Origin of the sequence: Streptomyces sp. NPDC096324, from assembly GCF_044763015.1 — a bacterium.
Lineage (GTDB): Bacteria > Actinomycetota > Actinomycetes > Streptomycetales > Streptomycetaceae > Streptomyces.
This window is the reverse complement of record NZ_JBIWFK010000013.1, coordinates 47249-67178: the sequence shown is the minus strand read 5'-3', so window position 1 is coordinate 67178 and position 19930 is coordinate 47249. Positions and strand designations below refer to the sequence as shown.

General features: G+C 70.2%; 18 protein-coding genes and 3 tRNA genes. 11 read left to right on the top strand and 10 right to left on the bottom strand.

The features are described from left to right. Positions 1–96 precede the first annotated feature (96 nt). Positions 97–1617 carry a N,N-dimethylformamidase beta subunit family domain-containing protein gene (locus ACIQ7M_RS31330; RefSeq protein WP_355764573.1) on the top strand — a complete coding sequence of 507 codons (1521 nt, stop codon included), beginning with the start codon at positions 97–99 and terminating at the stop codon, positions 1615–1617. 156 nt (positions 1618–1773) lie between these two features. Next, positions 1774–2673, top strand: coding sequence for a phosphoribosylaminoimidazolesuccinocarboxamide synthase (locus tag ACIQ7M_RS31325; RefSeq protein WP_403650739.1), 900 nt, complete (start codon positions 1774–1776; stop codon positions 2671–2673). A 118-nt stretch (positions 2674–2791) separates the two neighbouring features. On the opposite strand, the gene ACIQ7M_RS31320 is transcribed toward ACIQ7M_RS31325, so the two are convergent. The 8 genes from ACIQ7M_RS31320 to ACIQ7M_RS31285 form a co-directional block, all read right to left on the bottom strand. Then, positions 2792–2864: transfer RNA gene (locus ACIQ7M_RS31320), tRNA-Gly, on the bottom strand. Positions 2865–2886: 22 nt separating this feature from the next. Next, positions 2887–3531 carry a response regulator transcription factor gene (locus ACIQ7M_RS31315; protein WP_355764579.1) on the bottom strand — a complete coding sequence of 215 codons (645 nt, stop codon included), beginning with the start codon at positions 3529–3531 and terminating at the stop codon, positions 2887–2889. Beyond that, the gene (locus ACIQ7M_RS31310) at positions 3528–4934 is read right to left on the bottom strand and encodes a sensor histidine kinase (protein WP_403650915.1); all 1407 of its coding nucleotides are present in this window, start codon (positions 4932–4934) and stop codon (positions 3528–3530) included. The genes ACIQ7M_RS31315 and ACIQ7M_RS31310 overlap by 4 nt, the downstream gene beginning before the upstream one ends. Positions 4935–4954: 20 nt before the next feature. After that, positions 4955–5758, bottom strand: a complete 804-nt coding sequence (locus ACIQ7M_RS31305; protein WP_355764582.1) for an ABC transporter permease — start codon at positions 5756–5758, stop codon at positions 4955–4957. After that, positions 5755–6762, bottom strand: a complete 1008-nt coding sequence (locus tag ACIQ7M_RS31300; protein WP_403650736.1) for an ABC transporter ATP-binding protein — start codon at positions 6760–6762, stop codon at positions 5755–5757. Before ACIQ7M_RS31300 ends, ACIQ7M_RS31305 begins: the two co-directional genes overlap by 4 nt. A gap of 160 nt (positions 6763–6922) precedes the next feature. Next, positions 6923–6995: transfer RNA gene (locus tag ACIQ7M_RS31295), tRNA-Gly, on the bottom strand. 77 nt (positions 6996–7072) lie between these two features. After that, positions 7073–7144, bottom strand: a tRNA-Gly gene (locus ACIQ7M_RS31290). 157 nt (positions 7145–7301) lie between these two features. Further along, entirely contained in the window at positions 7302–7619 is a 318-nt protein-coding gene (locus ACIQ7M_RS31285; RefSeq protein WP_355764587.1) for an Lsr2 family protein, read from the bottom strand. Positions 7620–7980: 361 nt separating this feature from the next. Here ACIQ7M_RS31285 and purS point away from each other — a divergent pair, with 361 nt between their 5' ends. From purS to purM, 7 genes are all read left to right on the top strand, one after another. Further along, positions 7981–8244 (top strand): phosphoribosylformylglycinamidine synthase subunit PurS, encoded by a 264-nt coding sequence (gene purS / locus ACIQ7M_RS31280; protein ID WP_005482678.1) that lies wholly within the window; start codon positions 7981–7983, stop codon positions 8242–8244. Beyond that, positions 8241–8921 carry a phosphoribosylformylglycinamidine synthase subunit PurQ gene (gene purQ, locus ACIQ7M_RS31275; RefSeq protein WP_386988028.1) on the top strand — a complete coding sequence of 227 codons (681 nt, stop codon included), beginning with the start codon at positions 8241–8243 and terminating at the stop codon, positions 8919–8921. The genes purS and purQ overlap by 4 nt, the downstream gene beginning before the upstream one ends. Then, entirely contained in the window at positions 8918–11176 is a 2259-nt protein-coding gene (purL, locus tag ACIQ7M_RS31270; protein ID WP_355764593.1) for a phosphoribosylformylglycinamidine synthase subunit PurL, read from the top strand. Before purQ ends, purL begins: the two co-directional genes overlap by 4 nt. 371 nt (positions 11177–11547) lie before the next feature. Continuing rightward, a complete protein-coding gene (locus tag ACIQ7M_RS31265) occupies positions 11548–12342 on the top strand; it encodes a sterol carrier family protein (protein ID WP_403650733.1) in 795 nt (264 codons plus the stop codon). Between the two features lie 184 nt (positions 12343–12526). Next, complete coding sequence (locus ACIQ7M_RS31260; RefSeq protein ID WP_403650731.1) at positions 12527–13318, top strand: META domain-containing protein; 792 nt, start codon at positions 12527–12529, stop codon at positions 13316–13318. A 61-nt stretch (positions 13319–13379) separates the two neighbouring features. Then, positions 13380–14906: an amidophosphoribosyltransferase gene (gene purF, locus ACIQ7M_RS31255; RefSeq protein WP_403650729.1), complete on the top strand. Its 1527-nt coding sequence runs from the start codon at positions 13380–13382 to the stop codon at positions 14904–14906. Positions 14907–14947: 41 nt separating this feature from the next. Further along, on the top strand, positions 14948–16048 hold the full coding sequence (gene purM, locus ACIQ7M_RS31250; RefSeq protein WP_355764603.1) for a phosphoribosylformylglycinamidine cyclo-ligase: 1101 nt from the start codon (positions 14948–14950) through the stop codon (positions 16046–16048). Between the two features lie 202 nt (positions 16049–16250). Here the strand turns inward: purM and ACIQ7M_RS31245 are convergent, their stop codons facing one another. Both ACIQ7M_RS31245 and ACIQ7M_RS31240 read right to left on the bottom strand, forming a co-directional pair. Further along, on the bottom strand, positions 16251–16505 hold the full coding sequence (locus ACIQ7M_RS31245; protein WP_328450774.1) for a DUF3073 domain-containing protein: 255 nt from the start codon (positions 16503–16505) through the stop codon (positions 16251–16253). A 301-nt stretch (positions 16506–16806) separates the two neighbouring features. Then, complete coding sequence (locus ACIQ7M_RS31240; RefSeq protein ID WP_386987875.1) at positions 16807–17901, bottom strand: Leu/Phe/Val dehydrogenase; 1095 nt, start codon at positions 17899–17901, stop codon at positions 16807–16809. Positions 17902–18123: 222 nt separating this feature from the next. Between ACIQ7M_RS31240 and ACIQ7M_RS31235 the strand changes: the two genes are divergently transcribed. Both ACIQ7M_RS31235 and bldC read left to right on the top strand, forming a co-directional pair. Beyond that, on the top strand, positions 18124–18972 hold the full coding sequence (locus tag ACIQ7M_RS31235; RefSeq protein ID WP_355764608.1) for a hypothetical protein: 849 nt from the start codon (positions 18124–18126) through the stop codon (positions 18970–18972). Between the two features lie 544 nt (positions 18973–19516). Next, positions 19517–19723 carry a developmental transcriptional regulator BldC gene (bldC, locus tag ACIQ7M_RS31230; protein ID WP_003949541.1) on the top strand — a complete coding sequence of 69 codons (207 nt, stop codon included), beginning with the start codon at positions 19517–19519 and terminating at the stop codon, positions 19721–19723. The last annotated feature ends 207 nt before the right edge of the window (positions 19724–19930 follow it).

Sequence of the window (19930 nt, the reverse complement as noted above, 5' to 3'; positions counted from 1 at the left end):
GTGACGGACTGCGTGCGTAATGTGATGTGCTGGGACCGATCGAGCACGGCGCAAGGGCTTGCCAGTACGACGGGGGCACGAGAAGGGGGTGCGGGCATGGGGTCGGAGCAGATCCGCCGCTGGGAGTCGGGAGCACTCGCGCACGCCGTCACGGATCCCTTCGGCCTGGGACCCGTTCCCTGGCTCCGCGGCAGCGAGACCTATTTCGACGACACCGGCCACGTCGTCCCCTGGTACCTGGACACCGACGCGCCCCAGCCCGCGGCCGGGGCCTCCCGGATCCCGGCCCCGCGTTCCACCTCCTCCACCCGCTCGCGCACGGGACCCGGAGGCCCCCGCTCCGCCGACGACGTCCACCGGCAGATCAAGGGCTTCACGAGTACGGGTGCCGCGGCGCCCGGCGAGTCCATCGACTTCCACGTGACGGTCGACCCGCCGCAGGAGTTCAGCGTCGACATCTACCGCATCGGCCACTACGGCGGCGACGGCGCCAGCAAGATCACCACGAGCCCCCGGCTCTCCGGGATCGTCCAGCCGCCGCCACTGACGGCCGACCGCACGGTCTCCTGCCACCACTGGTGGCTGTCCTGGCGTCTGCAGATCCCGTCCTACTGGAGCGTCGGCGCCTATGTCGCCGTCCTCACCACCCTCGACGGCTACCGCTCGCACGTGCCCTTCACCGTCCGCAACCACCAGACGGCCGATCTGCTCCTGCTGCTCCCGGACATCACCTGGCAGGCGTACAACCTGTATCCGGAGGACGGCCACACCGGTGCCAGCCTCTACCACGCGTGGGACGAGCACGGCCGGCTCCTCGGCGAGGCCGACGCCGCGACGACCGTCTCCTTCGACCGTCCGTACGCGGGCGCGGGCCTGCCCCTCCACGTCGGTCACGCCTACGACTTCATCCGCTGGGCGGAACGCTACGGCTACGACCTCGCCTACGCCGACGCCCGCGATCTGCACGCGGGACGCGTCGACCCCACGCGCTACCGAGGCCTGGTCTTCCCGGGCCACGACGAGTACTGGTCGCCGCAGATGCGCCGCACCACGGAACTCGCCCGCGAGCACGGCACCTCGCTCGTCTTCCTCTCCGCCAACACCATGTACTGGCAGGTGGAGCTGGGCCCGTCCCCGTCCGGCGTCACGGACCGGCTGCTGACCTGCCGGAAACGCCGGGGCCCCGGCAAGCCCGTCCTGTGGCGCGAGGTCGACCGCCCCGAGCAGCAGCTCATCGGCATCCAGTACGCCGGGCGCGTGCCCGAGCCGCACCCCCTGATCGTCCGCAACGCCGACCACTGGCTGTGGGAGGCGACCGGGGCGCACGACGGCGACGAGGTGGAGGGCATGGTCGCGGGTGAGGCGGACCGTTACTTCCCGCGCACCCCACTGCCGGAGCACCAGGACCGGATCCTGCTGGCGCACTCCCCGTACCCCGACAGCGAGGGCGTCCTGCGTCATCAGGAGACCTCGCTCTACCGCGCCCCGTCCGGCGCCCTGGTCTTCGCGTCCGGAACGTTCGCGTGGTCCCCGGCCCTCGACCGTCCCGGCCACGTGGACCCCCGTATCCAGCGGGCTACCGCCAATCTCCTCGACCGCATCTGCAAACACGACTGAGGGATACCGGCGGGCAGCCGCCACGCACGGCCGTCACGGGCGTCCGTGACGGCCCGCTCCCGGGGCGCCCGCGCCCGCTCGGCACGCCCGGTGTCCACACCCGCTCGCCCCATACGGGAGAATCGAGCGCATTGGACAGAACCACGGGGAGGAACCGTGTCCGGATTCGTCGAAAAGCCCGAGCCCCTTCAGGTGCCGGGTCTGGTACATCTGCACACCGGCAAGGTGCGCGATCTGTACCAGAACGAGGCGGGCGACCTCGTGATGGTCGCCAGCGACCGCATCTCCGCCTACGACTGGGTTCTCCCCACCGAGATCCCCGACAAGGGCCGCACACTCACCCAGCTCTCCCTGTGGTGGTTCGACCAGCTCTCCGAACTGGCGCCCAACCACGTGCTGAGCACCGAACTCCCGCCGGGCGCCCCGGCCGACTGGGCCGGCCGCACCCTGATCTGCAAGTCCCTGCGGATGGCTCCGGTCGAATGCGTCGCCCGCGGCTATCTGACGGGCTCGGGCCTCGTCGAGTACAACGACACCCGCACGGTCTGCGGTCTCGCGCTCCCCGAGGGGCTCGTCGACGGCTCGGAGCTTCCCGCGCCGATCTTCACCCCGGCGACCAAGGCCGCGGTCGGCGAGCACGACGAGAACGTCTCGTACGAGGAGGTCGTCCGTCAGGTCGGCGCCGACACCGCGGCCGAGCTGCGCCAGGCGACCCTCGCCGTCTACGGCCGTGCCCGTGACATCGCCCGCGACCGGGGCATCATCCTCGCGGACACCAAGTTCGAGTTCGGCTACGACGGCGAGACGCTCGTCCTGGCCGACGAGGTGCTGACCCCGGACTCCTCGCGTTTCTGGCCGGCCGACGTCTGGGAGCCGGGTCACGCGCAGCCGTCGTTCGACAAGCAGTACGTCCGCGACTGGCTGACCTCCGCCGAGTCGGGCTGGGACCGCAAGAGCGAGCAGCCGCCGCCCGCCCTGCCCGAGAACGTCGTGGAGGCCACCCGCGCCAAGTACATCGAGGCGTACGAGCGTCTGACGGGCGTGAGCTGGTCCTGACCCCCGTCCACGGGCCCGGCCGTCGGCCGGGCCCGTGTCTTCCGGGCTCCGCACCTTCTCCGCCCGGGGTGATGAACACGAAGAAGCCCCCGACCGAAGTCGGGGGCTTCTCTCTCTGAGCGGACGACCAGGTTCGAACTGGCGACCTCAACCTTGGCAAGGTTGCGCTCTACCAACTGAGCTACGTCCGCTTGCGCCGTGGTGCGAGAGCAACTATACCCAACCTCTCTCCCGTGCGAGACGCACCGCGGTGTGCCGGTTTTCCGCGCCGAGCTTGGAGGCGGCCGAGGACAGATAGTTCCGTACCGTCCCCTGGGACAGCGCGGCCCGCTCCGCGATCTCCGCCACGGGTGCCCCGTCGGCGGCGAATTCGAGTACCTCGGCCTCGCGCGCGGTCAGCGGCGAGTCCCCCGCGGAGATCGCGTCGGCCGCCAATTCCGGGTCCACGTAACGATTTCCCGCGTGCACGGTACGGATGATCTCCGCGAGCCGCCGTGCGCTGACCGTCTTCGGCACGAACCCCCGCACACCGGCCGCGAGCGCCCGCTTCAGGTGTCCCGGCCGCCCGTGACTCGTGACGATCAGCACCTGGCAGGCGGGCAGTTCGGCCCGTAGCGATGTGGCCACGCTCACACCGTCCGCTCCCGGCATCTGAAGATCCAGGACGGCGACGTCGGGTGCGTGCGCCCGTGCCATCGCCAGTGCCTCCGGTCCGGTCGCGGCCTCCGCGACCACGACCAGGTCGTCCTCCAGCCCGAGCAGCGCGGCCAGCGCTCCCCGGATCAGATGCTCGTCGTCGGCGAGCAGCAGCCGTACGGGAGCGTCGGGCGCCGGCGTGCCGGACGACGGGGATGTCATGGGGTGGCCTCTCTCACCTGCTGCGAATCCTGCGGTCCCGCCGACTCCCCGAGCACCTCGCCATGTGCGGGGGCAGGGATGCCGGGGGTGGTGGTGTCCGGGGCCGGGTTGCCGGGAGCCGCTGCGTGCGGCTCCGGGGCAGGGTGGCCGGGTGTCGCTGTGTGGGGTTCTGGGGACGGGTGCAGCGGGACGTCCGCCGTCAGGTGGAAGACTCCGTCGCTCGCGCCGGCCCGCAGGGTGCCGTCCACCTTCTCCAGCCGCTCCCGCAGCCCCACGAGTCCGCTGCCTCGCGCCGGCCCCTCGTGCGGACCGGGGGCCGGTCCCGCCTCCCGCGGTACCCCGTCGTTCTCGACGGTGAGCGTCACCCGCTCCCGCGTCACCCGCAGGGACAGCGCGCACGTCCTGGCGTTCCCGTGCCGCAGCACATTGGTCGTCGCCTCCCGTACGACCCAGCCGAGCGCCGACTGGACCTGCGCCGGCAGCCCCGCGGCCGTGCCGGTGACGGAGCAGTCGATGCCCGCGGCCGTCAGCACGCCCTGGGATCCCGCCAGTTCGGTCGCCAGGTCGGCGTCGCGATAGCCCCGTACGACCTCGCGCACCTCCCGCTGGGACTCCCGCGCGATCCGCTGCACCTCGGTCATCTGGTCCACGGCCTCGGACCGCCCGCGCCGGGCGAGCTGTACGGCGAGTTCGCTCTTGAGGGCGATCACCGCGAGGTTGCGGCCCATCACGTCGTGCAGATCGCGGCCGAAGCGCAGCCGTTCCTCGGCGACGGCGAGCCGGGCGCGGGTCTCGCGGGCCGCGTCGAGTTCGTACACGGCGTCGAGGAGCCAGACGGAGAAGGCCGCGGTGAACGTCAGGAAGCCGGCGGTCAGCAGCACCAGAACGGCCGTGATCAGCGCGGCGGGGGCCGCGAAGCCCAGGGGCAGGGAGAGCACCCCGGTGCCCGCGGCCGCGCCCAGCACGACGTACGTCATCCGGCGCCGGTCACGGATCCCGAGCGCGACCGTGCCGGTGCCGAACGCCGTGACGCCGACGAGCAGCGAGGAGGCGACCAGGAACGCGTCGTCGTTCGCCGGGCGCCAGGGGGTGCCCGAGAGGACGCTCCCCGCGACGGCCGTCACACAGGTGTACGCGGCCAGGGCCAGCAGCGTCCGCCGGGGCTGTTCCCGGGTGCCGCGGGTCCAGTCCAGCGCCCGCGAGGCGGTCACCGCGCAGAACACGGCGTGTCCGCACACCATCAGGAACACCGCCCAGGAGCGGGCGGGAGGCATGGTCCCGAAGACGGGCAGCCCGATCGAGACGGCTTCGAGGAGCGCGAAGAAGTGGAACGACCACCGGGTGTACGTCTCGACCTTCGCCGGTGTGCTCTTGCCCCGCCACCAGCCGGACGGCCTGCCCATGCCCACCCCCGTGTCCGTGGTCACCGCCGTGGTTCCCAGCGGAACCACCGGCGTACAGCAAACACCGCGATCACGGTCCAGGCCACCGCCGTGACGAGGGCGCCGACGGTGTCGTGGGCGGAGAGGTGTCCGGTCCAGCCGCCGCGGATCAGGGTGATCACCGGGGTGAGCGGCAGCAGTTCGCAGAACGGGGCCATGCCGTCCGGCAGCAGTTCGAGGGGGATGAAGGTCCCGGAGCCGAGCAGCGACACCACGGTGAGCGGGGTGGCCGCGATCTGGGCGCCCTCGACGCTCCTGCTGAGGCTCGCGGTGACGGCCGCGAGCGCCGGCCAGGTGACGAACGCCGACAGCAGCCCCAGCAGGACGAGTTCGGGCCTCGCGGGCATCCCGATCCCGAGGGTCGCCCGGAAGGCGGCGGTCAGGATCAGGCATTGAGTGAGACCGATCGCCACCGAGGGCAGCGCGGCGCCCGCGAGGATCTCCAGGTCCCGCAGTTCCCCGGTGCGCAGCCGCTTGAGGACGAGTTCCTCCCGGCGGGCCGCGTACACGCTCACCAGGGAGCCGTAGACGGCGAAGAGGAGTGCGAAGCCGATGGAGGAGGGGAGCAGAACCGAGCCGACGGTGAGTCCGGTGCCTTTCAGATGCATCGACCCGAGGTTCGAGCGGAGCATGAGCGGCATGACCATCGGGACGAGTACCGCGGTGGCGAGCGTCGCCCTGGTGCGGCTCAGCAGCGTGAGTTCGGCGCGTGCCAGTGCTCTCGTCCGGCCGACCGCCGTGGTCCTGGCCGGGCCGGCGCCGGTGGTGAACGCTGTTCCGCTCATGCCGTGGCTCCCCTCGTGCTCGTCTTCCGCGTGTCCGTGGTCTTTCCCGGCCCGTCCGGGCCGTGGGCCGCCGCCTCCCGCGAGATCCGCAGGAACGCCTCCTCCAGTGAGGCCGAGCGGACGTCGAGTCCCCGCAGTTCGACGCGCGCCCGCTCGGCCCACACCAGGAGGGCGGTGGCCGTCCGCTGGAGGTCGCCGGTGCGCAGCCGGATCGTCCGGCCCGCCGTCTCGTGGCCGCTCACCCCGAGTTCCGGCAGTGGTGGCAGGTCGCCGGGGAGGTAGCCGTCGGGCAGTTCGAAGGAGACGTGCGAGGGCTGCGAGGCGGTCACCTCGGCCGGGGTGCCGAGAGCCGCGACCCGTCCTTCGTGCAGGATCGCCAGCCGGTCGGCGAGCGCTTCCGCCTCCTCCAGGTAGTGGGTGGTCAGCAGGACGGTGGTCCCGCCGTCGCGCAGTTCGCGGACCAACTCCCAGGTGCCGCGGCGGCCTTCCACGTCGAGGCCGGTGGTGGGTTCGTCGAGGAAGAGGACCTCGGGGTCGCCGATGAGGGCGAGCGCCAGGTCCAGGCGCCGCTTCTCACCGCCGGACAACTGCTTCACGCGCACCTGCGAGCGGTGCCCGAGGCCGACCCGGTCCAGGACCTGTCCGGCGGGCCGCGCCCCGCTGGTGCACGCCGCCCACATCCGGGCGGTCTCGGCGACCGTCAGCTCGGACGGGAAGCCGCCTTCCTGGAGCATCACGCCGATACGGGGCCGCAGGGCGGCCCGTTCCGCGTGGGGATCGTGTCCGAGGACCCGTACGGTCCCGCCGGCCGGGGGAGCCAGGCCCTCGATCAGTTCGACGGTGGAGGTCTTGCCCGCGCCGTTGGTGCCGAGGAGCGCGAAGATCTCACCGCGGCGCACGGAGAAGGTGACTCCGCGGACCGCCTCGAAATCCGTTCCGCCGCCCCCGTACACGCGCCGCAGATCAGTGACCACGATCACGTCGTCGTGCTCGTTCGTGTTCATGGGTTCAGCGTCGGCGCGGACGGGTCCCGGCAGCAGTGCGCGTTGTCATCACTCGGCATGACAAATGTCAGAGGCCGGACGGCATTCCGTCGCGAGGGTGCCGGTCCGCACGGGGATACGAGAAAGGCCCCGGTCGATGACCGGGGCCTTTCTTTCGCTGAGCGGACGACCAGGTTCGAACTGGCGACCTCAACCTTGGCAAGGTTGCGCTCTACCAACTGAGCTACGTCCGCATTGCCTCCGACCAGCTTCCACTGATCGGCGCGAGCACCACCCTACCCGATCGGCAAGCGATCGGTGAACGATGCAGAGCGGGTGACAGGAATTGCACACTGCGCCTTCCCCCTGGAAGGGGGATGTTCTGCTACTGAACTACACCCGCACGACCTTCGGGTTCCGGCTTTTCGGCCTTGCCCCTCGGCGTGTTCCAGACTCTAGCCGATCGGGCGGGGGTCAGCGCAAGTCGGTTGTTCCGGGGGCCCGCGGAGGGCTCCGGCGGGCACCCCGGGCGGGGCGCCCGGCCGGTCCGGGGCGCCGGCTCAGTGCGACTCGGCGAACGCCTCGTAGACCTTCTTGGGGATCCGGCCGCGCGGCGGGACGTCCATCTTGTTGGAGCGCGCCCAGGCGCGGACCGCGGCGGGGTCGGGCGTCAACGCGGTGTGCGTGTAGGCCTTCCCGGACTTCGACCGCTTGCGGCCGGCCTCGACGTACGGCTCGAGGGCCTTGCGAAGTTCCTCGGCGTTGGTGGGATTGAGGTCGATCTCGTACGACTTGCCGTCGAGTCCGAAGGCGATCGTCTCCGCCGCTTCCGAGCCGTCGATGTCGTCAAAGAGAGTGACCACGACACGCTGCGCCACGAATATCGGTCCCTTCGTGCGACACCTTCGCGATCAACGGTCATGACGTGCGCGGACGTCACGGAGTTGTCGGGGAGATGTCGACTGTCCGGCTGTTATCGAGCAAAGTATCGGCTATTGCCAATTCATTTGTACAGTGCCCGGCATTGCATTGTGAAGCCCGACTAAATCCTTCCGCGTGTCCGGTGGCAATGGCCCCCTGCCGCTCTTCTGCGGTTTTTCCCAGGATTTTCCGTGCATGCCCCCGGGCCGATGCGTGATCGTGATCGGGGTCACGTAGGATTCTACGAATCTACGCGAGTAGAAATTTTGTACGGGTAGTCTGAAGGGACCTGCTCAGCACCACACACCGGGAGTGCCAGTGGCACGCGTCGTAGTCGACGTCATGCTCAAGCCGGAGATCCTCGACCCCCAGGGCCAGGCGGTGCAGCGTGCACTGCCGCGCCTCGGTTTCGAAGGTGTCTCCGACGTCCGTCAGGGAAAGCGATTCGAACTGGAAGTGGACGGACCGGTGGACGACGCCGCGCTCGCCCGCATCCATGAACTGGCGGAATCCTTCCTCGCCAACACCGTGATCGAGGACTTCACCGTCAAGGTCGAGGAAGTCGCGGAGGCCGGGAAGTGACCGCTCGTATTGGAGTCGTCACCTTTCCGGGCAGTCTGGACGACCGCGACACGCAGCGCGCGATCAGGCTCGCGGGCGCCGAACCCGTAGCCCTCTGGCACAAGGACAAGGACCTCAAGCAGGTCGACGCCGTTGTGCTGCCCGGCGGTTTCTCGTACGGCGACTATCTGCGGGCCGGCGCCATCTCGCGCTTCTCGCCGGTGATGGAGACCGTCATCGAGCAGGCGAAGTCCGGAATGCCGGTTCTCGGCATCTGCAACGGCTTCCAGGTCCTCACCGAGGCGCACCTCCTGCCCGGCGCGATGCTCGGCAACAATCACCTCCACTTCATCTGCCGCGACCAGAAGCTGCGGGTGGAGAACGCGGAGACCGCCTGGACCGCCGACTACACGGCCGGCCAGGAGATCCACATCCCGCTGAAGAACATGGACGGGCGGTACGTCGCCGACGAGCACACGCTCGACATGCTGGAGGCGGAGGGCCGGGTCGTCTTCCGTTATGAAGACTTCAACCCGAACGGCTCGCTGCGCGACATCGCCGGCATCACGAACGAGGCGGGCAACGTCGTCGGTCTGATGCCGCACCCGGAGCACGCCGTCGAGCCCCTCGTCGGCTCCGGCCGCACCGACGGCCTCCCCTTCTTCACCTCGATCCTCAAGAAGCTGGTCAACGCATGAGCCGGACGCCTCTGGACACGGTCGAGCACGCGGCCGAGACCCCCGACGTCGAGCTGCCCTGGGCCGAACTGGGTCTGAAGAAGGACGAGTACGAGCGGGTCGTCGAGATCCTCGGCCGCCGGCCCACCGGCGCCGAGCTCGCCATGTACTCCGTCATGTGGTCCGAGCACTGCTCGTACAAGTCCTCGAAGGTCCACCTCCGCCAGTTCGGCGAGAAGGCCCCGCAGTCGGACGCGCTGCTCGTCGGCATCGGCGAGAACGCCGGTGTCGTCGACGTCGGCCAGGGCTACGCGGTCACCTTCAAGGTCGAGTCGCACAACCACCCGTCGTACGTCGAGCCCTACCAGGGCGCGGCCACCGGCGTCGGCGGCATCGTCCGCGACATCATCGCCATGGGCGCCCGTCCGGTCGCGGTCGTCGACCCGCTGCGCTTCGGCGCGGCCGACCACCCCGACACCAAGCGCGTCCTGCCGGGCGTCGTCGCCGGCATCGGCGGCTACGGCAACTGCCTGGGCCTGCCGAACATCGGCGGCGAGGTCGTCTTCGACGCCTGCTACCAGGGCAACCCGCTCGTCAACGCCGGCGCCATCGGCGTCATGCGGCACGAGGACATCCACCTCGCGAAGGCCTCCGGCACCGGCAACAAGGTCATCCTGTACGGGGCCCGCACGGGCGGCGACGGCATCGGCGGCGCGTCGATCCTCGCCTCGGAGACCTTCGACGACGCCAAGCCGTCGAAGCGTCCGGCCGTCCAGGTCGGCGACCCCTTCCAGGAGAAGCTCCTCATCGAGTGCACCCTGGAGGCCTTCGCCGAGAAGCTGGTCGTCGGCATCCAGGACCTCGGCGCGGCCGGTCTGTCCTGCGCCACCAGCGAGCTCGCCTCCAACGGCTCCGGCGGTATGCGGGTCACCCTGGACGACGTACCGCTGCGCGACTCCACGCTCTCGCCCGAGGAGATCCTCATGAGCGAGTCGCAGGAACGCATGTGCGCGGTCGTCGAGCCGGAGAAGGTCGACCGCTTCCTGGAGATCTGCGACAAGTGGGACGTCATCGCCACCGTCATCGGTGAGGTCACCGACGGCGACCGGCTGGAGATCTTCTGGCACGGCGGCAAGATCGTCGACGTCGACCCGCGCACGGTCGCGCACGACGGCCCGGTCTACGAGCGTCCCTATGCCCGCCCGTCGTGGCAGGACGCGCTCCAGGCCGACGACGCGAACAAGCTCCCCCGCCCGGCGACCGGCGACGAGCTGAAGGACCAGGTCCTCAGGCTGGTCTCCTCCCCGAACCAGGCCTCCAAGTCCTGGATCACCTCCCAGTACGACCACTTCGTGCAGGGCAACACGGTGCTGGCGCAGCCCGAGGACTCGGGCATGATCCGCATCGACGAGGAGACCGGGCTCGGCGTCGCCATCGCCACCGACGGCAACGGCCGCTACGCCAAGCTCGACCCGTACACGGGCGCGCAGCTCGCCCTCGCCGAGGCCTACCGCAACGTCGCGACGACCGGCGCCAAGCCGCTCGCCGTGTCCGACTGCCTGAACTTCGGCTCGCCCGAGGACCCGGCCGTCATGTGGCAGTTCGCCGAGGCGATCCGCGGACTGGCCGACGCCTGCCAGCAGCTCGGCACCCCGGTGACCGGCGGCAACGTCTCGCTGTACAACCAGACCGGCGACGTCGCCATCCACCCGACCCCGGTCGTGGCCGTGCTGGGCGTCATCGACGACGTCGCCCGCCGCACCCCGGTCGCCTTCCAGGAAGAGGGCCAGCTCCTCTACCTGCTCGGTGACACCCACGAGGAGTTCGGCGGTTCGGCCTGGTCGCAGGTCGTCCACGACCACCTCGGCGGTCTGCCCCCGAAGGTCGACCTGGAGCGCGAGCGGCTGCTGGCCGAGATCCTCATCTCGGCCTCCCGCGACGGCATGATCGACTCCGCGCACGACCTGTCCGACGGCGGTCTGGTCCAGGCGGTCGTCGAGTCGGCGCTGCAGGGCGGCAAGGGCGCGCGGCTGGTCGTGCCCGACGGTCTCGACGCGTTCACCTTCCTGTTCTCGGAGTCGGCGGGCCGCGCGGTCGTCGCCGTCCCGCGTTCGGAGGAGCTGCGCTTCAACGACATGTGCGGTGCCCGGGGTCTGCCCGTCACCCGCATCGGTGTCGTCGACGGTGACGCGGTGGACGTCCAGGGCGAGTTCGCGCTCCCGCTGGACGAGCTGCGTACGGCTCACGAGGGGACCATCCCGGCGCTGCTGGCGTAACCCGCCCGCTTCGCTTCCGCGGGAGTCCGCCCGCTCGCGCGAAGGCCCCGCCCGTTCCGACGGGCGGGGCCTTCGCCGTGTTCGTCCCGCCGTCGTCCCGCCGTCACGCCGTCACGCCGGGACGGGCTCGGTCTCCCGGGGCGGGGCCGCGGAATGCAGGGGGACGGTCCGGAAGAAGCGGATGGCCCGGCTCGTCAGACCGACCCGGCGCGGGGCGGAGTTCGGGACGACCGGATCAGCCGGCCGACGAGCCGACCGACGAGGCGGCCGATCCAGGCAGGAGTTCGCCGCGGAGTCCGCCACGGCGAGGTGCGCGGCGGTTTGGCCGTCTTCCGGCCCGCGCATCCGGGCCGGATGACTAGGCTCCCCGTATGACCACAGCCCGGAAGCGCGCGCGCACCTATGACTCCGCCAGGATCCGTGCGGCGGTGCTCGCCCAGTTCGGGAACGTACGGGACGGTGTACGCGCCCTGGACGACGAGCGGTTGGCGCGGCCCGCTGGACTCGGGGACTGGAACGTAAGGGAGTTGGCCGCGCACATCACGATGTCCCTCGACGTCGTGAGCCGGCAGCTCGGCCTGCCCGCACCCCCCGTGAAGGAACTCGCGCTGCTGGACTGGCCGTTCGGGACGGCCTCCCGCGCCGGGGCCATCGCCGACGGCACGCGCGCGCTCGCCGACGCCCACCCCGACCTCGACGCGCTCTACGCCGCCGTCGGCGCCCGCATCACCGAGCACCTGGCCACGGCCCCCGGCGACCGGCTCCTCGGCGTGCCCGCCGGGGCGATGACCCTCGCCGACTTCCTCGTCACCCGTACCGTCGAACTCGTCGTCCACACCGACGACCTGAACCGCGCCGCCGGTACGGACATCCCCTTCGACCGCCAGGCCCTCGCCGCCTGCACCCGGCTGCTCGCCGACACCCTCGCCGTGAAGGCCCCCGGCGCGTCGACCGAGGTCAGGATCCCGCCGTACGCCGTAGTGCAGTGCGTGGAAGGGCCCCGGCACACCCGTGGCACCCCGCCGAACGTCGTCGAGACCGACCCGCTGACCTGGATCCGCCTCGCCACCGGGCGCGCGGAGTGGAAGGCGGCGCTGGACGAGGCGAAGGTCAGCGCGAGCGGCGAGCGCGCCGACCTCGGCGGCCTGCTCCCCCTGATGGGTTAACCGTCCCGCACCCCGTCCAGCACCCCGTTCGCGAGCGGCCCCGGAGCAGCGCCCGGACCACCCGCGAAGGGCCCGCCCGGTCTCCGCGAACCGGCTCCGCCGACCGGTCTCCGCGAACCGGCTCCGCCGACCGGCTCGGCACCCCGGGCGGGAACCGCCCGCCCGACCCTCCCGTCACATCGGCATGGACAAGCAGCGAACGACCCTCGCAGTCCTGACCCTGCTGCCCCTCGCCGCCGCGTGCGGCGGCACCCAGGCGGGGAACGGCTCCGCCCGGACGGAGACCGCGCCGCTGACCGGCGTCCACTGGACCGTCGACAGCCTCACCGCGGACGGGAGGACCACGCGGGCGCCCTCGGGGGCGTACCTGCGGATCGGCGCCGACGGTCGCGCCGACGGCAACCTCGGCTGCAACGGATTCGGCTCGAAGGTCACCTTCACGGGTGACCGGGCCGACTTCGGCGAACTCCGGACGACGGACATGGCCTGCGCGAAGGGCCCGATGGACTTCGAACGGAGTCTGAGCCGCGCCTTCGCGGACCGGGGCCCGCTCACGGCGAAGGCCGCCGGCGGCCGGCTCACGCTCACCGCCGACAACGGCGACCGGATCGGTCTCACCCGGGAGAAGGACGCCCCGCTGCGGGGGACGAGGTGGAAGGTCACGGCACTGGGGGACGGCGATACCTCCCAGCCGCTCCCGAAGGGGGCGAACGCGTACTTCGTCCTGCGCGAGGACGGCACCTTCGAGGGCCGTCTCGGCTGCAACCACGCGTCGGGCCGGGCCACCGTCGGCGACGGACATATCACCCTCGGCCGGGCCCGGACGACCCGCATGATGTGCCAAGACTCACTCATGAGGACCGAGAAGACGCTCCTGGGAGTCTTCGACGGCAAGGTCGCCTATGAATTGGATCATCGATCCATCGCGCTGACCAGCACAAACGGCACAGTCGTCAGCGCGGTGGCCGACGAGTGATCCACTCGGGGCCCTCATCCCCAATTCGGACCAGTGGTCGATCTCGCCTACACTCGGTGCCGTGCCACGTGGTGACGGTCGACTCAATCATGATCTGCTCCCCGGTGAGAAAGGCCCCCAGGACGCTTGCGGCGTCTTCGGTGTCTGGGCTCCGGGCGAAGAGGTCGCCAAGCTCACTTACTTCGGGCTCTACGCCCTCCAGCATCGGGGTCAGGAATCCGCGGGAATCGCGGTCAGCAACGGCTCCCAGATCCTCGTCTTCAAGGACATGGGCCTCGTGTCCCAGGTCTTCGACGAGACCTCTCTCGGTTCGCTCCAGGGTCATATCGCGGTCGGTCACGCCCGCTACTCGACCACCGGTGCCTCCGTGTGGGAGAACGCCCAGCCGACGTTCCGTGCCACCGCGCACGGTTCCATCGCGCTCGGCCACAACGGCAACCTCGTCAACACGGCGCAGCTCGCCGAGATGGTCGCCGACCTGCCCAAGCAGGAAGGCCGCACCACTCGCGTGGCGGCCACCAACGACACCGACCTGCTCACCGCGCTCCTCGCGGCCCAGGTCGACGACGACGGCAAGCCGCTGACCATAGAAGAGGCTTCCGCCAAGATCCTCCCCCAGGTCAAGGGCGCCTTCTCGCTCGTCTTCATGAACGAGCACACCCTGTACGCCGCCCGCGACCCGCAGGGCATCCGCCCGCTGGTCCTCGGCCGCCTGGAGCGCGGCTGGGTGGTGGCCTCCGAGTCCGCGGCCCTCGACATCTGCGGCGCCAGCTATGTGCGCGAGATCGAGCCGGGCGAGTTCGTCGCCATCGACGAGAACGGTCTGCGGACCTCGCGATTCGCGGAAGCGAAGCCCAAGGGCTGTGTCTTCGAGTACGTCTACCTGGCCCGTCCCGACACGGACATCGCCGGCCGGAACGTGTACCTCTCGCGTGTCGAGATGGGCCGCAAACTCGCCAAGGAAGCGCCTGTCGACGCCGACCTGGTGATAGCGACCCCGGAGTCCGGGACGCCCGCCGCGATCGGTTACGCGGAGGCCTCCGGCATCCCCTTCGGAGCCGGCCTGGTCAAGAACGCCTATGTCGGCCGGACCTTCATCCAGCCCTCGCAGACGATCCGCCAGCTCGGAATCCGCCTGAAGCTGAATCCGCTCAAGGAAGTAATCAAGGGCAAGCGTCTGGTCGTCGTCGACGACTCGATCGTGCGCGGCAACACCCAGCGCGCCCTGGTGCGGATGCTCCGCGAGGCGGGGGCGGCCGAGGTCCACATCCGGATCTCCTCCCCGCCCGTGAAGTGGCCCTGCTTCTTCGGCATCGACTTCGCGACCCGCGCCGAGCTGATCGCGAACGGCATGACCATCGAGGAGATCGGCACCTCGCTCGGCGCCGACTCGCTGTCGTACATCTCCCTCGACGGGATGATCGAGGCCACGACGATCGACAAGCCGAATCTGTGCCGCGCCTGCTTCGACGGCGTGTACCCGATGGAGCTTCCCGACCCCGAACTGCTCGGCAAGCAGCTCCTGGAGACCGAGCTCGCCGCGGGTCCCGCAGCCACGGCCGCGGCTGACGCCATCCGTCGCCCGTAGCGCCGCAGAGCCCCGTTTCACCAACCGAAAGATCCCAGGCAATGTCTGCTGTATCCGATCAGTCGACTTCGTCGACGGGCACTGCTTCCGGCGCGTCCTACGCGGCCGCCGGAGTCGACATCGAGGCGGGCGACCGCGCCGTCGAGCTCATGAAGGAGTGGGTGAAGAAGACGCAGCGCCCCGAGGTCCTCGGCGGCCTCGGCGGCTTCGCCGGTCTCTTCGACGCCTCCGCCCTCAAGCGTTTCGAGCGGCCGCTGCTCGCCTCCGCCACCGACGGTGTGGGCACCAAGGTCGACATCGCCCGGCAGCTCGGCGTGTACGACACCATCGGCCACGACCTCGTGGCGATGGTCATGGACGACATCGTGGTGTGCGGCGCGGAGCCGCTCTTCATGACCGACTACATCTGTGTGGGCAAGGTCCACCCGGAGCGCGTCGCGGCCATCGTGAAGGGCATCGCCGAGGGCTGTGTCCTCGCGGGCTGCGCCCTGGTGGGCGGCGAGACGGCCGAGCACCCCGGTCTGCTGGGCCCGGACGACTTCGACGTGGCGGGTGCCGGCACCGGCGTCGTCGAGGCCGCCGAGCTGCTCGGCCCGGATCGCATCCGTACGGGTGACGCGGTGATCGCCATGGCGGCCTCCGGTCTTCACTCGAACGGGTACTCGCTCGTCCGGCACGTGCTCTTCGACCGGGCGAACCTGCGCCTGGACCAGCACATCGAGGACTTCGGCCGCACGCTCGGCGAGGAGCTCCTGGAGCCCACCAAGATCTACTCGCTGGACTGCCTGACGCTGACGAAGAGCGCCGAGGTGCACGCGTTCAGCCACATCACCGGCGGCGGTCTGGCGGCCAACCTGGCGCGGGTGATCCCGGACGGTCTGCACGCGATCGTCGACCGTGGCACGTGGACCCCGGCGCCGGTGTTCGACCTGGTCGGCAGGACCGGCGGTGTCGAGCGTCTGGAGCTGGAGAAGACGCTGAACATGGGCGTCGGCATGATGGCGATCGTGCCCGAGGAGTCCGCCGAGGTCGCCCTCGCCGTCCTTGCGGACCGCGGCGTGGAGGCCTGGGTCGCCGGTGAGATCACCGAGCGCGGGGACCACACGACGGGCGCGGCGCTCGTCGGCGACTACGCGAGCTGAAGCGGGTGTGACGGGAGCCGAGGCCCGCGGTCACGCGGGCCGAAGCTCCCGGAGCAGCACGAAACCCGGTCCGGCGTTGAAGCCCCGGACCGGGTGAAGTGCAGTCGCTACGAGAAAACCGCCAGGCGGGATCTGCCAGGAACCCACGCCAGGAGATCCGCCACCAGAAGAGATCGCGGAAACTGCGAGGGACGCTGTTGCGTCAAGCGCCGCGACGTTGCGACTGGGGACCGGACTGGTCGTCCTCGTCCTCGTCGTCGTCGTTGTAGAGATCCGCGTACTGTGCGTACGGGTCGTCTTCCTCGTCGTCGTCCTCGAACGGCTCGCCATTCGGCGGCTGGTTCGAAGTCGAAGCGCCCAGCTCATTGGCCAGACGCGAGAGGTCAGTCCCGCCGCTGCTGTACTTCAGCTGGCGGGCGACCTTCGTCTGCTTGGCCTTTGCCCGGCCGCGCCCCATGGCTCGACCCCCTCGGATACGAGGCTCGACGGCCTCAGAGTCTTGACACGCGTTCATGATCTGGAACGGACTCTCCGTGGAGAGACCGGTCCGTAGGGCTTCCACGGTACCTGAGCCCGCGCCCATACGGTACGTCGCCCGCAGCACGCGCCTTCGCCCAGCCCCAGCGAGGTGCCCTGTCCTCGCTGGTCAACCGCGATTTTAACCTCTTCTTGGCGCCCGACCCGCCGACAGACGTGAGAGTTCTCTCCCAACTGCCCGTCGACGGGTCCCTGACAAGCGCCGATGGCCCCGGAAGGGGTCAGTGGCGGCGCGCCTCCGCCATCCGCTGCTCGGCGATCCGGTCGGCCGCCGCGGCCGGCGGGATCCCGTCCTGCTTCGCACGTGCGAATATGGCCAGCGTGGTGTCGAAGATCTTCGTGGCCTTCGCCTTGCACCGGTCGAAGTCGAAGCCGTGGAGCTCGTCGGCGACCTGGATGACACCGCCCGCGTTCACCACGTAGTCGGGCGCGTACAGGATCCCGCGGTCCGCGAGGTCCTTCTCCACGCCCGGGTGCGCGAGCTGGTTGTTGGCCGCGCCACAGACGATCCGGGCCGTGAGCACCGGCACGGTGTCGTCGTCGAGCGCGCCGCCCAGCGCGCAGGGCGCGTAGATGTCGAGGCCCTCGGTGCGGATGAGCGTCTCGGTGTCCGCGACGGCCGTGACGCCGGAGGGGTGCCGGTCCAGGATCCGCCGCACGGACTCGGCCCGCACGTCCGTGATCACGACCTCGGCGCCGTCCTCGCGCAGGTGGTCGACCAGGTGGTGGCCCACCTTGCCGACGCCGGCCACGCCGACCTTGCGGCCGCGCAGCGTCGGGTCGCCCCACAGGTGCTGAGCGGAGGCCCGCATGCCCTGGAAGACACCGAAGGCGGTCAGGACCGACGAGTCGCCCGCGCCGCCGTTCTCCGGGGAGCGTCCGGTCGTCCACCGGCACTCGCGCGCCACGACGTCCATGTCGGCGACATAGGTGCCGACGTCGCACGCGGTGACGTACCGGCCGCCGAGCGAGGCGACGAACCGGCCGTAGGCGAGGAGCAGCTCCTCGGACTTGATCTGCTCGGGGTCGCCGATGATGACGGCCTTGCCGCCGCCGTGGTCGAGCCCGGCCAGGGCGTTCTTGTACGACATCCCGCGCGCGAGGTTGAGGGCGTCGGCGACGGCCTCCTGCTCGCTCGCGTACGGGTAGAAGCGCGTGCCGCCGAGGGCGGGGCCCAGGGCGGTGGAGTGGAGGGCGATGACGGCCTTGAGGCCGCTGGCGCGGTCCTGGCAGAGCACGACTTGCTCATGACCCCCCTGATCCGAGTGGAACAGGGTGTGCAGTACATCAGCAGGCGCGCCGGTTACGTCGGTCACTGTGGTGACTCCCAGGTAAAAAGCGGCGGTTGGGTGCGGGGCCCGTGCGGATGGCGGGCTCCGTGGGAATGAGACTAGAGCCTGTGCCGACCCGCCCTCGGCGCAGTGGTCAGGATCACCTACGGGCGGGGCACGGCCATGGTTCGATTTGCATAGATTTCTCTTCAGGTTCCGATCGGTTCTCGCTGGTTTTCCCGGTGCTCGGCGGGGGAGGGAGCAGGCGTGCCCAAGGTGTCCGCGGTGATCGTCCCGTACACGTCGTACTTGCGGGTGTACGAGCCACTGGCCGCGTTCCCCGAGTCGGAGCGCGCCCACTGGACGCGCTACGCCCAGCGCGCCGAGCGCCCCTCCTATCAGGACGAACTGCGCCGCTCGCTGGCCGATCTGCTGCCCACCCCGCCGGTCCCCGTCCCGGTGCACGAGAGCGGTGACGCGTTCGTCGCCGAGGTCGACGGGGTGGTGTGCGTCTGCCCCTGGCGCACCCGGCTGCGCGGCTGGCAGGCCCTGGACGAACTGGGCGAGGAGCTCCCCGCGTCGGTCCTGGACGCGGTGCTGCCGCCGCTGGTGCGCCGTCAGGCCGCCCTCGACTACGAGCGCTGGCTGGCGCGCAACCCCGACGCCCGCCCGTGGATCCGCACCTCGACCTGGCAGGTGCCGCTGAACTGGTTCGTGCTCGTCACGGACGAGGAGCGGGAGTACGAGAAGGGGACGGGCCCGGCCGGAGCCGCGCCGCTGCTGCGGTACCGGACGCCGATGGTGCAGGCGCGGCGGCGAACGGCCCGGGCCCTGCGGACACTCCGGGACGCGCTCGACGAAGGGCCGCTCATCGAGGGCCTGGTGGACGTCGGCCGCTGGCTGGAGGAGTTCCATCCGCGTTCGCTGGTCGAGCTGGACTACGGCGGGCTCGTTCACACGCTGCCGGCGGGCCAACTGGAGGGCGACCACTCCGCGGCGGACGTGGCCGAGGGCGTCGAGGCGCTGCGCACCGGGGACGGGGCGACGGCGGGTGAGGCGTACGGCCGGCTGGTGGAGCGCTGGCGGTCGGTCAGGGACCGGCGCTCGGCGAACTGAAGTCACCCCCTCCGGTTGTGATCTGGCTCTCACAGGTTTGGGGTCGAACTCGCGTATGGTCCTCACACGCTGAAGAACCCTCACGTCCAGGACGTAGGCCCCGATCCGGGCTTATGCGTCAACGAGTGTCAAGCGTGACGGACGGCACTTACCCGGCTCTTGCATCGCTTCCCCCTCCTCGTGTCAAAATAGGACAAGGAGCCCGGGGGAGGGCTCCCTCCGCCCGCTTTTGGGGGGGAATCTCGGCATTGCACGCTTTTAGGACGTCTGGTGACTCCTGATCGCCCTGTGACTGATCGTCACAGTGGCGTGACTGTCCGCTATGGCATGGTCCATCGGCTTCCGTCGCTGATGAACACCTGGGAGGGCAATTCCATCGGTTTGGCCGACGCGGCTGGACGGATGGTGTAGTTGTAGTGCCGAGGACAAGCCGTTCGTCCTATAACCGACTCGACTCGCGTCCGCCATTTCGGGCAACGCGGGTCAAGGTGCAGAATTTAGAGGAAAGAACCGAGAAGGTTCGGTTCTCCCGAGGAGGCCGCTCATGACCGCTCGCACCCCTGATGCCGAGCCGCTGCTGACCCCCGCTGAGGTCGCCACGATGTTCCGCGTCGACCCCAAGACGGTCACGCGGTGGGCGAAGGCCGGCAAGCTCACGTCCATCCGCACGCTCGGAGGACACCGTCGTTACCGCGAGGCTGAGGTCCGCGCACTGCTCGCGGGTATCCCGCAGCAGCGCAGCGAAGCCTGAGTCACCGCATAACCGGACAAGTCGACGGATCCCCCAACCCGTCGAGGCGTCCACACCACAGCTCCAAGCGACGCGGGTTCTGCCCCAACAGAGCTCACGCCCAAGCGTTTTTGCCACATGAACAGGGTGCGTCGTAGATCGCGCTGGACTCCGCCGGGTCCAGCGCGATTTTTTTTGTGCGTTCCACCGGCCCCGGCGGGCGGCCTG